The 14,008-nt window shown below is 58.3% G+C and carries 13 protein-coding genes; 6 read left to right on the forward strand and 7 right to left on the reverse strand.

Annotation, left to right across the window (positions count from 1 at the left end; translation table 11 throughout):
• Positions 1 to 4 precede the first annotated feature (4 nt).
• Positions 5 to 361: a hypothetical protein gene (locus JKL48_RS10245; protein ID WP_201982054.1), complete on the forward strand. Its 357-nt coding sequence runs from the start codon at positions 5 to 7 to the stop codon at positions 359 to 361.
• A 10-nt stretch (positions 362 to 371) separates the two neighbouring features.
• On the forward strand, positions 372 to 746 hold the full coding sequence (locus JKL48_RS10250; RefSeq protein ID WP_201982056.1) for a hypothetical protein: 375 nt from the start codon (positions 372 to 374) through the stop codon (positions 744 to 746).
• Positions 747 to 817: 71 nt separating this feature from the next.
• On the opposite strand, the gene JKL48_RS10255 is transcribed toward JKL48_RS10250, so the two are convergent.
• The 4 genes from JKL48_RS10255 to JKL48_RS10270 all read right to left on the reverse strand — a co-directional run bounded on the left by JKL48_RS10255 (position 818) and on the right by JKL48_RS10270 (position 4,476).
• Positions 818 to 1,273 (reverse strand): YybH family protein, encoded by a 456-nt coding sequence (locus tag JKL48_RS10255; protein ID WP_201982058.1) that lies wholly within the window; start codon positions 1,271 to 1,273, stop codon positions 818 to 820.
• Between the two features lie 125 nt (positions 1,274 to 1,398).
• Positions 1,399 to 1,935, reverse strand: coding sequence for a hypothetical protein (locus tag JKL48_RS10260; RefSeq protein WP_201982059.1), 537 nt, complete (start codon positions 1,933 to 1,935; stop codon positions 1,399 to 1,401).
• A gap of 140 nt (positions 1,936 to 2,075) precedes the next feature.
• Positions 2,076 to 3,104, reverse strand: coding sequence for a thiamine-phosphate kinase (gene thiL / locus JKL48_RS10265; RefSeq protein ID WP_201982061.1), 1,029 nt, complete (start codon positions 3,102 to 3,104; stop codon positions 2,076 to 2,078).
• 199 nt (positions 3,105 to 3,303) lie between these two features.
• Entirely contained in the window at positions 3,304 to 4,476 is a 1,173-nt protein-coding gene (locus JKL48_RS10270; protein WP_201982063.1) for a T9SS type A sorting domain-containing protein, read from the reverse strand.
• 202 nt (positions 4,477 to 4,678) lie between these two features.
• Between JKL48_RS10270 and JKL48_RS10275 the strand changes: the two genes are divergently transcribed.
• On the forward strand, positions 4,679 to 5,269 hold the full coding sequence (locus JKL48_RS10275) for a TetR/AcrR family transcriptional regulator (protein WP_201982064.1): 591 nt from the start codon (positions 4,679 to 4,681) through the stop codon (positions 5,267 to 5,269).
• Between the two features lie 232 nt (positions 5,270 to 5,501).
• Positions 5,502 to 6,122 (forward strand): hypothetical protein, encoded by a 621-nt coding sequence (locus JKL48_RS10280; protein ID WP_201982066.1) that lies wholly within the window; start codon positions 5,502 to 5,504, stop codon positions 6,120 to 6,122.
• Between the two features lie 1,110 nt (positions 6,123 to 7,232).
• On the opposite strand, the gene JKL48_RS10285 is transcribed toward JKL48_RS10280, so the two are convergent.
• Together JKL48_RS10285 and JKL48_RS10290 are read right to left on the reverse strand one after the other, a co-directional pair.
• Entirely contained in the window at positions 7,233 to 8,975 is a 1,743-nt protein-coding gene (locus tag JKL48_RS10285) for a M3 family oligoendopeptidase (protein WP_236668715.1), read from the reverse strand.
• A 173-nt stretch (positions 8,976 to 9,148) separates the two neighbouring features.
• Positions 9,149 to 10,252 carry a ferredoxin--NADP reductase gene (locus JKL48_RS10290; RefSeq protein WP_201982068.1) on the reverse strand — a complete coding sequence of 368 codons (1,104 nt, stop codon included), beginning with the start codon at positions 10,250 to 10,252 and terminating at the stop codon, positions 9,149 to 9,151.
• A 213-nt stretch (positions 10,253 to 10,465) separates the two neighbouring features.
• Here JKL48_RS10290 and JKL48_RS10295 point away from each other — a divergent pair, with 213 nt between their 5' ends.
• Positions 10,466 to 11,155, forward strand: coding sequence for a peptidoglycan DD-metalloendopeptidase family protein (locus JKL48_RS10295; RefSeq protein WP_236668716.1), 690 nt, complete (start codon positions 10,466 to 10,468; stop codon positions 11,153 to 11,155).
• A 192-nt stretch (positions 11,156 to 11,347) separates the two neighbouring features.
• On the opposite strand, the gene JKL48_RS10300 is transcribed toward JKL48_RS10295, so the two are convergent.
• Entirely contained in the window at positions 11,348 to 12,571 is a 1,224-nt protein-coding gene (locus JKL48_RS10300) for an ABC transporter permease (protein ID WP_201982072.1), read from the reverse strand.
• Positions 12,572 to 12,679: 108 nt separating this feature from the next.
• On the opposite strand from JKL48_RS10300, the gene JKL48_RS10305 reads away from it, so the two are divergent.
• A complete protein-coding gene (locus tag JKL48_RS10305; RefSeq protein WP_201982076.1) occupies positions 12,680 to 13,921 on the forward strand; it encodes an exo-beta-N-acetylmuramidase NamZ family protein in 1,242 nt (413 codons plus the stop codon).
• The last annotated feature ends 87 nt before the right edge of the window (positions 13,922 to 14,008 follow it).

The raw sequence follows: 14,008 nt of genomic DNA on the forward strand, positions 1-14,008 counted from the left end.
TGTCATGGTGCACGAAAAAATCACGAAAGATTTAGTCGGCGAAAAATTGAGTTCCGTGACTTTCGTGCTGGACTATTTGCAACTTGATTTCGACGGCAACAGATTTACCATGTTTGTATGGCCTATTATTCTAAGCGAGAACGAAAAAGCCGTTTATGGTGAAGACCAATATAGGAATAGGCTTTGCTCACTAATTGCGAAGGTTGTTACAAGAATTGATTACGTCGAAGATGTATTTCTCAATATAGTTTTTGACGAGACTAATCAAATTCGATGGCCAATTAATCCCGATAATCCAGATATCATTGCCGAAATCGGTATTTACAAAAATATTGAAGAGGAATGGTTCTTTTTTCAATAGCATAATTGTAATGGACTACTTCAACGACCCCGAACTCAACGGCAAATACCTCGGCACTATCACCAAGGACTTCGTGAAAGTGTGCGACACGCTGGCCGAAGCCTCTTCCCAGATTCGCAAGGGCGACTTCAGCCAATACCCCATTTTCGTCTTTGCCAAGCAGGAAGTGCCCCTCGGCGGCCTCCTCGTCAACGCCGATGAGCTGAACCTGGAGTGGCACGTCTTCGCCAGCTACCTCGAACTCTTCGTGCAGCAAGGCATCATTGACGTGGATGGCGTAGAAGCCTTCCGCGCTACCTATAAAGACCCTAATGAATTTTGCTGCCTCTTCGTGCTCGATGAGGAATTTACCAATTTTGTGTTTGTGCCGTATCCGGAGGATTAGTCGGAGACAGAAAAAGAACGTCATGCAGAGCGCCCGCGAAGCATGACGTTCTGCTTTTACAAATCGCCGGCCTAATTCCGGCGTTGCACCGGCAGGTCTTCCAGCTGCGCATAGCTCAGCTTCCAGGCGTTATCGGCTCCTTTTTTCCAAAGGAAGATGTAATTGCCTTCGCCGATGCCAGCGGGCTGGTTAGGGCCGGCCGGCAACACATCGACCGAGAAGGTGCCGGCTTCATAGGCCGTATTGGCATCGGTGGAAGAGCTCACCACGCTGGTTTTCAAATTGCTGATGGTGGGCACCGTGGCACTCACCCATTTCTGGCCCACCTCGTCCTTGCCCTTCCAGTGGGCACTGCCTTGCACGAAGGTTACGTCGTCGGCCATCAGGCCGGTGATTTTGCCAGAGTCCTTGTTGTTCCAGGCACTGATGAAGTCTTGATTCAGGCTCTGGATGTTTACCGCCTCGCCGGCTTTCGAGCACGAAGCCAGCGTAAGGGCTACAAACAAACTGCAAAAGAGGGCTTTCATACGTCTGGGGTATTGGTGAAGAAAAAGTAAAAATAGCGGCTGTGCGCAGTGCGCAAACCAAGGGGCTAAATGACGGAACCCCAGGCAAAGGCGCCCGGGGTTCCGTTAATGAAGCAAAACGGGCATTACCAGCTCTTCCGACGGAACTCGGAAGTCGCGTAGGGGTTGGACGGGTTGTTCACGGCGTCGTTGGGCAGGTAGGCCGAGTTGGACGGATAAGGGGCCAGGGCCGCCTGCGCGTCATAGGCATTAGCGGCCGAAGCGGTCAGGCTATTGGCCGGCACCACCGTGGTTTGGGTGCGCGAGGCTACCAAGGCAGTGCGGCTATTGTTGGCCCGGTGAGCCTGGGCAATTTCCCGGCGATAAGCCGCTTCGCGAGCCGCTACGGCCTGGCGCTCGGCAGCGGCAGCAGCACGCTGCTTGCGCTTGTTGTCGATGTGCTTGCCCACGCCGTAGCCAATGGCCCCACCGGCCACACCGCCTACCACGCCACCCACGGCCCGGTTGCGCTTATTGATGAGGGCACCGGCAGCGGCCCCACCCAGACCACCAATAACGGCGCCTTTAGCCTGCGGGCTCCACTGCGCCTGCGCAGGAGTTGCCGACCCAAAAACAGTGCTGAGAAGCACCAGGAGAGCGAAAATATAAGGAAGCTTTTTCATGGCTAAGAATCGTTAAAAGTGAACAGAAATCGCAGTTCTGGTTTTGGGAAAACAATTAGCATGCCACAAAGCCAGGCTTTTTTCTTTCGTTCCTCCTAACGGCAGCGCTTACATAAGGTTATTTCTACCCCAGGAATTGGCTAAAAGCTTGTCCAACCCTGCGCTTTCAGCGGTACCGGCTGGCCGGCTTTGGTAATGAGATTAGCTCCCTCGGCCTTGTCGGTGAGGTGGCCGAGAATGGTGATGTCGGGGTGGTTTTTGATTTTCTCGTGGTCCGTGACAGGCACTGTGAACAGCAGTTCGTAGTCCTCGCCGCCGTTCAGCGCGCAGGTAATGGGGTCGAGGTTGAACTCCGCCGCGGCCTCCAGGGTGGGGTTGGCCAGCGGCAGAAACTCACTAAATACCCGGGCGCCCGTGCCGCTGGCCGCGCACAAATGCAGCACCTCGGAGGCCAGCCCGTCAGAAATGTCAATCATGCTGGTGGGCTGCACGCCCAACTCGCGCAACTCGTGCACGATGTCGAGCCGGGCCTCGGGGCGCAGCTGGCGCTGCACCACATACTCATAGCTGGCCAGTTCGGGCTGGGTGTCGGGGTCGGCCAGGAAGGCTTGCTTTTCGCGCTCCAGCACTTGCAGGCCCAGAAACGCGCCCCCCAGGTCGCCACTCACGCACAGCAAATCGGTGGGTTTGGCGCCGCTGCGGCGCACGGCCTGGCCGGCGGGCACTTCGCCCAGTACCGTCACAGCCAGTGTGAGGCCGCCACGGCTGGCGGTGGTGTCGCCGCCCACCAGGTCTACGCCATAAGCTTCGCAGGCCAGGCGCATCCCGGCGTATAGTTCTTCAATTGCCTCGACCGTGAAGCGGGCACTGGCCGATATGCCCACCACCAGCTGCGTAGGCAGCGCATTCATCGCCGCCACGTCCGACACATTCACGGCCACGGCCTTGTAGCCCAGGTGCCGCAAGGGGCAAAAGGACAAATCAAAATGGATGCCCTCCACCAGCAAATCGGTGGTCATCACCGTATCGGTGCCGGGGGTGGGCGCAATAATGGCGGCGTCGTCGCCGATGCCCAGGACCGTGCCGGGCTGTCGGGTGCTGGTGCCCTCTTGCAAACGACGAATGAGGGCAAACTCGCCAATGGCGGTAAGCGGCGTGAGGTCAGACATATCTAGTCAATGAACTGTAAGCAGTAAGCAACAAGGAAAAAATATTGCTCCCGATGCGTGAAAGGACCCAAAAGTACGCGCATAAAAAAGAGGAGAGAATTACTTCCCTCCTCTTCCGGTCATCCTTTATCAGGCCGTTGAGCAAAACTCCCAGCAAACCACAAATTTGCCCGTTGCTCCTGCTTAATTGCCAACGGCTTTATTGCACCACCAATTCTTTGTAGATTTTGGTCTGGCCGTCGGCGCTGATAATCTGTACGAAGTACAGGCCGGCTTTCAGGCCCGATACGTCCAGGGTGAGCTTTTCCTGGCCGGTGCCCTTGGCTTGGGCGCTGATGCGCTGACCAATGCTGTTCATAACCGTTACGCTGCCTACTTTGGCGTCTTTAATCTCCACCGTAGCCGTGCCGTGGGCCGGGTTCGGGTATACGCTGATGTTGCTGTCAAACTTGTCCAGCGTGGAGGTAATCGTGGCTTGGTAAACGCCAAAGGGCCCTACGTAGTCGTTGTGGTTGCCAAGCTGGTCGTAGAGCTGGCCGCCGGGGTTGGCCGTGCCACCGGGGGGCGAGGAGTAGCTGTAGGCCATCCACTCATCGGCAATATTGTAGCCGCTCGCGTAAGTGTACGTGGTTGAGGGAGGTGTGACGGTGTAAACAGTAGGAACAGTACTGCGTACGCCTCTTGAAACCGACGACCGACGAATGAGCGACTGGTTTTCCGACACGACATTCGGGATATACGTGGTGCCCGGATAAGGCGAGTCGAGTGAGTTGGTACCGCGCCAGTTGCCGATGGTGGTACCAACCATACCCGTGTAGTCAGGCGGTAGCTGGCCTATCACGCCGATGAGGTCGATGATAATGCCGTTGCCCACGCCGGCCGTGCCGCTGGGGTAGCGCACCAGCGCCATCGCATCGTTGCCGTTAAAATAGACCGTGCCGCCGCCGGTGATGACGGTGGGACCTGTAGTAGGTGTGTGGCCCACGCTGAACTGGTTGGCCGCGTTGCGAATCACTGGCAGGGTGGCCTCGCCACTGGCCAATACGAATGTTGTGCGAGGGTTCATGCTGTTGGTACCCACCGCTTGCTGGGTAGCATTGCTGCGGAACAACCGCTCTTCCTCCGTAACGGTGGAACTGCCGTTGGAGTAGCGCCGTACCGAGTAGGGCGTGAGGCTCACTACATTATTGGTGGGGTTGAATATCTCAATGGCCCGTTCGCTGCCCGTGGAGGGCGCAGTAGCACCGGTGTAAATAACGCCCGACTGGTGGGCTCCCTCGTCGTACTCCGAGAAGAAAAGCTCAGTGCCCTGGGCATGCGCGGTCCCGGCCAGCAGCAAAGCTGCCGAAAACAGTAAGTATTGTTTTTTCATAATTAATGAGCTGGAAAAAGTCAGTGCAAAGGCAAAGATACGCATTGAGGGTGGTTTGGTTCATTACCAAAAGATGAAAACGCGGGCCACCTGTTCATCCTAAAAAAGTGGCAGTCACTCTTTTAATATTGACATAAAACACCAATTGAGCAGCTACTAAGCCGGTGAGCGGGGTTTATCCCACGTATCTTTGCGGCTACTTATGGCTTCACCTTCTCCCAGTCGCTCACGCAAAGCACAAATCGACCGCACGGCCACCGCATTGTTTCGGGCGCGGGGGTTTGCCGCCACCAGCATGCGCGAACTAGCCACCGAACTGGGCCTGGAAGCGGGCAGCTTGTACTCGCACATCAAGTCAAAAGAAGAAATCCTGCACCGGGTGTGCTTTGGGTTGGCGGAGGCTTTCTTTGCCGGCTTCTCGGCGGCCACGGCCGACACCGGGGCCCCCGTGGCCGCGCAGCTGCGGCAGGCCATTGAGGCCCATGTGCGGGTTCTGACGCAGGACAGTGCCGCGTCGGCGGTGTTTCTGCACGAGTGGCGCCACCTGAGCGAGCCCGCGCGCACCGAGTTTCTGGCCCTGCGCGACCGCTACGAAGGGGCCTTCCGGGCCCTGATTGAGCGGGGCCTGACCACTGGCGAGTTGCACGCGCCCGATGCCGCCTTTGCCGCGCTCACGCTCCTGGCCAGCCTGAATTGGCTGCCCAGCTGGTACCGGCCCGTCGGCAAGCTTACCCCTGATGAAATTGCGCACCGCCTGGCCGAGCAGCTACTGGGAGGGCTGCTGCAGAAGTAGGCAGCACTCCCTGGGCATTGGCGGCCCTGGCGATGACGCACTGGCGCATCTGGGGGTGATGCAACACTCCTATTAGATGAGGCAATAATAGAACGCGACGGCAACCGTTGGATAAGCGGTACCTGGCCAGCCTCACGAAACACGGTGCGGCCTGCCGCAATACCCGCACATCGGGCAACTGCGCGACGGCGTAGATTTGTAACCTTTCTGTTCTCCTATTCTGTCTCATTCGATGCGTTCCATTCTCCTTACGCCGTTTAAGCTGGCGGCTGTTGTTCTCCTCATTCTCACCGGCTGTGCGGCTTCCTGCAAGCGCGATGGCAACACAACGGCCCGCTTGGACCCGGCTTCCACGGCGGCCGTGAAAGCCCAGTTCGACATTTTGCGCGATTCGGTGGCCGTAAAATGGCGCAACATGACGGAGAGCGATGACCAGAAGATTGATGTGACGCGCCTGCTGCTGCGCGAGCTCAAGACCCAGCCGAGCGTTGATGCGGCCAAGCTGCAAGGCTTGGAGCGCGCCAACACCCGGCTCAAAATCCGGCGCTATTCGCAGCAATCCATGGCCAGCTCCGACCTTATCGACCAGTACGACTCGGCCCAGGATTCGCTGCTGACGGCTTTGTATCCCGTTGCCGCGCCCAATGGCAACGCCCCCACCGAAAACGCCCGCAACCTGGTAGAGGGTATTCAGCAAATTGATGCCAGCGTGGTAGCCTTCCGGGTGCAGTACGACCGCGCCGCGCAGCAATACAACGCCTACCTGAAGCTGCATCAGGCAGAGCTACAGTCATTGGGTGGAAAATACGCCGACCTGAAACCCCTGCCCCTGTTCACCATAGGCGCGCAATAGCTGTCCGGTTTTCGGTGCCTGCCACGGTCCATGCAACCTTGCCGCCATCCGGGCAGTCAGGCCGCGATGTTCCGTCGTGAGCCCCGTACGCCGTGCCGGTCATGCCCCGCTTCTCTTTTCTCACCATTGTGCTAACGCCGGGCTGGCTAGCTGCAGCAAAAGCGATGATACTATCCCCGACGCCAGCATTTGCGTCGGCAGGCCACTTACGGAGGCATAGGTAGCATTCTGCCATTTTGCTTATTTTTAATAACCAAAGCATGCTACTATTGCGTATCTTTCTCCCTCAACCACTCAACACCATTTCATTAATCCTCAACCTTATGCACACGCCTACTTTTTTTCGCCGACTGCTACCGGCAATTCTCTTAGCCGGCTTGGCACTCACTTCCTGTGGGCGCAAAGAATGCGACCCGCGCCCCAAAAATAAGTGCGGCACCCAAACACCCGCCCCCGACCCCACCAAGCCCAGCGGCAACTCTTAATCCAACTGCTTCATTACTGAAAAAGGCCGGCATATGCCGGCCCTTTTTTATGGTCCGGAAAAGGCAATCGAACGCTAACTGCCATCTATTTACCTTATTTATATTAATTTTTTTATTTATAAAGTACAAATAATATTTTTTTTGATATATATTGCATCGTATTAATAATAAATAATACTCCTTCCGCAAATTGCTTCTAAAAATACTCACCCTTACCTGTGTCTTCTTCAGCTACCAATATGGCACACCCCAAATCGCCTTCTCTAGCACGGATTTGGCTTTAACCCAGCGCGCCACTGCCTTGACGCGTCCCCTCATTCGCCAACTGCACCTCAATGAGGCCGAATAACTCCGCCTACGGCTTGTTCACAGCGTCCTGCTTGCCGCCGTCGATGGCATTGACAGCCAATATGCCCTCGACCCGGCCCAGCGCCGGTTTAAGCTGCAGGAGTCAGGCATACTACGACCGGGAACGTCTCCGGGTGCTCACCCCCAGCCAGATGAGCCGGCTGAAAGAACGCAGCATACACGAAAGGGTACCGGCCATAAACACCGAATCGGGTGGCCTGGGCTAAGTTTCCGACCACCCGAGTCTGACAGGACGTTTTACAAGTCCATTTCCTGCCTACAACGCAGCCATTTCTTCCCGAACGAAGTCGGCCAGGGTGCGCAGGTATTCGGTGCTGAAATCGAAGCGGATGCCGGCGGCGGCGTAAATCTGTCCGATGGGCGCCGTGTAGCCCAGCGCCAGCGCCCGCTTGTAGGCAGCCAGGCCTTCGGTGGGGTTTTGGCGGAAGTTGCGCCATACGGCAATGGCGCCGAGCTGGGCCATGGCGTACTCAATGTAGTAGAACGGCACTTCGTAGAGGTGCAGCTGCTTCTGCCACAAGTAGGGCTTGAAATTTTCCAGCCCGGCCCAGTCCACCGTGCGCTGGTTGAACTCATCGAACAGTTCTACCCAGCGCTGGTGACGCTCGGTTTCGGTGTGTGTGGGGTGTTCGTACACCCAGTGCTGGAATTTGTCGATGGTGGCCACCCACGGGAAGGTTTCGAGCACGCTTTCGAGGTGGGTTTTCTTGGCCCGGCGCAGGTCGCCGGCATGGGGGAAGAATACGTGCCACTGGTCCATGCTCATCAGCTCCATGCTCATGGAGGCCAGTTCGGCTACTTCGGACGGCGGGTGCTTGTCGGCGCCCAGCGGCAGGCTGCGCGTGAGGAAGCTGTGCACGGCGTGGCCGCCCTCGTGCAGCATGGTCACTACATCGCGCAAAGAGCTGGTGGCGTTCATGAAGATGAACGGTACGCCGGTTTCATCGAGCGGGTAGTTGTAGCCGCCCGGGGCTTTGCCTTTGCGGCTTTCCAGGTCGAGGTGGCCCATCTGGCGCATGGTGCGCAGGCAGTTGCCGAGGTAGGGGTCGAGCGCTTCGAAAACCGAAATGGTCTTTTCAATCAGCTCCTCGCCCGAGGCAAAGGGGCGCAGGGGCGGCTGGCCGCTGGGGTCTACGTCGAGGTCCCAGGGGCGCAGGGCGGGCAGGTTCAGGTCTTGGCGACGCTCCAGGTCAAAATCGTCGATGAGGGGCACCACGGTTTCCCGGATGGCGGTGTGGAAGTTGAAGCAGTCCTGCGGCGTGTAGTCGAACCTACCCAGGGCAGCAAACATGTAGTCGCGAAAGTTGGCGAAACCCGCATTCAGCGCGACCTGGTGACGCAGGCCAATTAGCTCACTGAAAAGCTTATCAAGCGGCTGGGAGTCTTGCAGGCGGCGCTGCTGGATGGCGCGCCAGGCAGTTTCGCGCACGGCCCGGTCGGGGTTCTTGAGGCGGTCGGCGGCTTGGGGCAGGGTCAGCTCCTGACCGTCGAGGGTCACGTTCATGGCGCCCACGGTGGCGGCGTACTGCTGCTGCTTGGTGCTGATGTCGGTTTTCAGCGGGATGTTTTCAACCCGGTAGATTTCCGAAGCCCGCCGCACCGAACGCAGAAACACGCCGTAGCGACGCTCATCCAGCTCGGCCAGGTACGGCGAGGCCAGCATCTTTTCGTTCAGGGCGTGGTCGTGCGGGGCTACTTGTGGCTCCACTTCGTTTACAAAATACTGAAACGCTTCGGAACGGGCGGGGTCCTGAGTGTCGCAGGTCATGTGGATGTAGCGCCAGGCCAGGTCCTCGCTCAGCACCGATTCCAGCTCGGAGCGGTCGAGCAGCCAGCGCTCCAGCTCGGCGGGCGAGTGGATGGACCGGTTTTGTAATTCCTGAAAAAATGGCTCAATCGCCGCCCAATCGGTTACCAAAAAATCTTCGGGTAAGTAATGACGAGGTGGCCGGCTGGTGTCGGTAGCCGACTCGGCAGTAGGTTCAGCAAGAAGCATCATAAAACAATGATAAGTAAAATAACTGGCGTGGCAGACGAGCACCAAGCAATTTCTGGCTTACGCAACAATCCCGGCACCGGCCGAAAGAAGTTTGCCGCAGCGCTGGCTTTTCGTTTGCAAGACGCTTAGCCGTTGCTGACGCAGCACAAATCGCCGACCATAAACCGCGCTATTTACCCAATCTCAATCACGACGTCGTCCGTCATGGGGTGGGCCACGCACGTCAGCACGTAGCCTTGCTTGAGCTCGGAATCGGACAAGCCTTCGCGCTCGTCGAGGTGCACTTTGCCGCTGAGGCACTTGCCCCGGCAGGCGGTGCAAAGGCCAGCCTGGCAGGAATAAGGCAGGTCAATATCCTGGTCGAGAGCGACTTCGAGGATGGTTTCGCCGGACGGCACTTCAATCTTATACTCGCTGCCTTCGTATTGAATGGTGACGGTGCGGGTGGCTTTCACGTTGTCGGCGGGGTTGGTGGATACGTCGCCGTGGCCGTTGGGCTGGGCGGCGGCCAGTTCGGCATTGTCGGCGCTGGCCACGAAGCTTTCGCGGCGGATGCGGGCTTCGGGCACGCGCAGCAGGTCGAGGGCAGCGCGGGCTTCGGTCATCAGGCCTTCGGGGCCGCACATAAAGTATTCGGCCTGCTCGGCCGGAAACTGGTGGCGCTGCTCCAGAATGCGCAGCAGCATGGTCCGGTTCACACGACCCGTGTGGCGGTGGGCGCCGCTGGGTTTCAGGGGCTGGCTGTAAACGTGCTCGACCTGCAAGTGGCCCTTGGCCTGGACCTCAAGGTCGAGGAGTTGCTGCTGAAAAATGACGGATTCCTCGTTGCGGTTGCCGTAAATGAGCAGGACGTGGCTTTGGGGCTCCGATTTCACTACCGCTTTCAGCATGGACATGAGCGGCGTGATGCCTGACCCGGCGCCAATGAGTACCAGCGAACGGGCCGCTTTGGGACTGGGGCTCAGCGTGAAATTGCCCAGCGGTTCCATCACCTCCAGCTGCTGGCCCACCTGCACGGTATCGAGCAAGTAGTTGCTTACCAGGCCGCCCGGCACGCGCTTCACGGTCACGGACAGGCGCGGCGCCTCGTCGGGGGTGCTGCTGAGGGAGTAGGCGCGGCGCTCCTTTTTGCCATTTGGGCCGCAGGGCACAATGAGGGTCAGGAACTGGCCGGGGCGGCTGGCAATGGGCGCCCGGTCGGGCCGTTCAAGGTGGATGGTAACAGAATCGTCGGTTTCCTGGGTCAGCTCAACAACGGTTAGCGTATGGTAACTCATGCGGGGATTGGGAGGGGAGAAAAAAGCAGGCGACGGGCATCACCCGGCCTGCTCCGAACTTTTACGAATGACAATAACAAAAGGACAGCCGCGCCGGCCCGCCGCGTCCTCGGCTGCAAAGGTAACTTGCCGCCGCGCCCGCCTTTAAGCCGCTCGCCTCTGATTCGGTTCAGACACGGCGCTTTTTTGTTCCGCTCTTTTATTTCCAGCTATTTGACTCTCTCCGCTTTGCTCCTGCGCCACCAGGCTAATTTCAGTCCGGTGCTGCCCGTCGACCTCAACGGCCCCGCCGTGGCCCGCCTCGATTTTTCGGCCCGAAACCCGCGCGTAGCCACCGCCGACCTGCGCGATACGGCTGCGTTCGCCCAGTTAGTTGAAGCGCTGCTCGCCGACCAACACGCCACCATCGGCATCGGCGGCTACCTCGAAAACCGCGTTATTTATCGCCGTAGCGCCCATTTCGGTCCCGGTGCCGCCGAAGAGCCCCGCTCGCTACACCTGGGCGTGGACGTATGGCTGCCCGCCGGCACGCCCGTGCTGGCGCCGTTGCCCGCCACCGTCCACAGCCTGGCCGACAACGACAACTTTGGCGATTACGGCCCCACCGTCATTCTCCAGCACGAGTTGGAGGGCACCGTTTTCTACAGCCTCTACGGCCATCTCAGCCGCCGGGAGTGGCAGCTGCTACGCCCCGGTCAGTTGCTGACGAAGGGCGAAGCTTTTGCCACCGTGGGCCCTTTTCCGGAAAATGGCGACTGGCCGCCGCATCTGCATCTCCAACTCATGACCGATTTACAGGGGCGTAACGGGGATTTTCCCGGCGTGGCCCGGCCCAGCGAGCGGGAGAAATGGGCGGCGCTGTGCCCAGACCCGAATCTGGTGCTGCAAAGCAAATTTATCTGAACCGCAGATTTTCGCAGATTAGACGGATAAGAACGGATTCAGACGTCTGCAATCGACTTTAGTCCTCACGCAACTGCAAATCAATCAGAAAGGCCAGCCCTCAAATAGGACTGGCCTTTCTGATTGATTTGCAGTTGCGGCTCTGAATCCGTTCTTATCCGTCTAATCTGCGAAAATCTGCGGTTCAGACAGTTAATCGAACTTAATAGCTACCACTGGCTTGATGCGGGCAATCAAGTACGTCGGAATCAGCACGGCCAGCAGCGAGGCCACGAAGGTGGCAATGTTCAGCAAGATGAGCATGGTCGGGTCCCAGGAAATCGGAACGCGGTCCATGTAATAGTTCTCGGGGTCGAGGGGGATGACGTGGAAATAATACTGAATGGCACAGAAGCCAACGGCTATTACGTTGCCAATCAGCATGCCGCGCAGCGTGAGCGACAGACCCCGGAAGAAAAACATGCGCCTGATTTGGTTGTCCGTCGCGCCCAAGGCTTTTAGGATACCAATCATGTTGGTGCGCTCCAGAATCATGATAAAAATCGTGGCCACCATGTTGAAAGTTGCCACGAAGATGATGAGAATCAGAAAAATCACCACGTTGCGGTTCAGCAGCTGCAGCCAGTCGAACAGCTGGGCGTACTGGTCCGTGATTTTATCGACTTTGAGGTCGTAAGGGAGTCGCTCGAAGAATTTTTCGCAGGTGGCGTCCAGGGTATTGAAATTTTTCAGCACTACTTCCATGCCGCCCACCAGCGAATCCGGCCAGGCCGGCGAGTTCAACTCCCGAATCTGGCGAATGTCGCCAATGACGTACACCTCATCAAACTCGTCGAGGCCGGTGGAATAGATGCCGCACACGCGAAACTGCCGAATGCGCGGCGGGTTCTGGATGAAGTAAAACAGGGCCTTGTCGCCCACGCTCAGGCGCAGCTTGTCGGCCACCTTGCGCGAGAGCAGCACGTCCTCGCTGGCCGACGAATCCGGAAAGGACAAAAACTTGCCGCTTACCAGGTTGGCTCGCATGGGCGATGGGCCATCGGTTTCGGCAATGCCTTTGAGCACCACGCCCAGCACCTCGTCCTTGGTTTTGATGATGGCCGTTTTCACGGCATAGGGCTGCGTCGACTTTACTTCCGGAAACTCGTGCAGGTCGCGCACCAGCCGGGGCGCGGCAATGGGCGCCACCTCCAGCGAATTGTTGGTGTCGTAGCGCGAAATCTGCAGGTGGGCCCCGAACGAGAAAATCTTGTTCTGAATCTCGTTGCGAAACCCTTGCAGGATGGCAAACGACACCACCATCACCGCCAAGCCCATGGCAATGCTGATGATGGCTATTTTTGTGACCGACGCGGTGAAGGAGCCGGAATCGGCTCCCCCGTCAATCTTGTGCGAAATGTAGCGGGCGACGTTCATTATTCAGCCGTAAAGCTACGTTTTGAAAGGGTACCGGCCACGCTCCCGCCGCATCTGCTACTTGCCCGCCGTGGCCGGGCCTTTTTTTTCGCGTTTTCCACCTGCTCTATGGTCACCATTTTTGCCAAAATTACCCTGTCAGTGCTGCTGGCGCTGCCGGCTTGTGGCCGTAATCAGCCGCTGGTTGCCGGAAGCCAGCATTCGGCCGAAACAGGTCCTACTACGTTGGCGCAGCCGCCCCGTGTTGCGGGCGTAGTGGTGGGCGCTGAGCGCCTGGGCAACTACCTGCCGCAGCTCAAAGGCAAGCGCGTGGGGCTGGTCATCAACCAAACTTCCCGCGTGGGCACCAGCTATCTGGTGGATACGCTGCGGGCGCGAGGCGTAAATGTAACGGCCATTTTTGCGCCGGAGCACGGTTTTCGGGGCGAGGAGGCCGACGGCGTCACCATTAAGGAAGGGCGCGATGCCCGCAGCGGCGTACCCGTACGCTCGGTGTACGGCAAAACCAAAAAGCCCACCCCCGAAATGCTGGCCGACGTGGATGTGCTGGTGTTTGATATTCAGGACGTGGGGGCCCGGTTTTACACCTTCATCAGCACGCTGCACTACGTGATGGAAGCGGCGGCCGAGCTGAACAAAGCCGTCATCGTGCTCGACCGTCCTAATCCCAACGGCGACCTAGTAGACGGCCCCGTGCTGGAACCTGCCCACAAATCTTTCGTCGGCCTCGACCCGCTGCCCATTGCCCACGGCCTCACGGTAGGCGAGTTGGCCACGATGATAAACGCCGAAAAGTGGCTGGCCGGCGGCCGACGCTGCGCCCTCACGGTGGTGCCCATGGCAGCCGGCTATACCCACGCCACGGCCTACCACCTGCCCGTGCGCCCCTCCCCCAACCTGCCCACCGACCACGCCGTGGCCCTTTATCCCAGCATCTGCCTGTTTGAGGGCACCAATGTGAGCGTGGGGCGCGGCACGGCCACGCCGTTTGAGGTCATCGGCAGCCCGGCGCAGCCAGCTTCACGGCCGTATTCGTTCACGCCCGCGCCCAATGCCGGCTCACCTAGTCCGCCGCTCAAGGGCCAGGTTTGCTACGGGCTGAATCTGGCCGGGGCCGCTACTCGAGAAGGCACGGGGCTGGTGCTGAAATACCTGCTCGATTTTTATCAGCAGAGCACCGACAAAGCCCATTTCTTCGGCAAGTATTTCGAGGAATTGTCGGGCACTAATTCTTTGCGTGAGCAGATTATTGCAGGTAAGTCCGAGGCTGAAATTCGCGCCTCCTGGGAACCGGGGCTGGGGAAGTTTAAAGCCCTGCGCAAGAAATATTTATTGTACCCGGAGCGGTAGGTGCTTTTCCCAGAACGTCATGCTGAGCGTAGTCGAAGCATCTCGCGTGCCGAAGTAATCAATGCTACTTCAACGAAGCGGTAGAGA

The organism is Hymenobacter rubidus (genome assembly GCF_016734815.1).
In the GTDB taxonomy this organism is placed as follows: Bacteria; Bacteroidota; Bacteroidia; order Cytophagales; family Hymenobacteraceae; genus Hymenobacter; species Hymenobacter rubidus.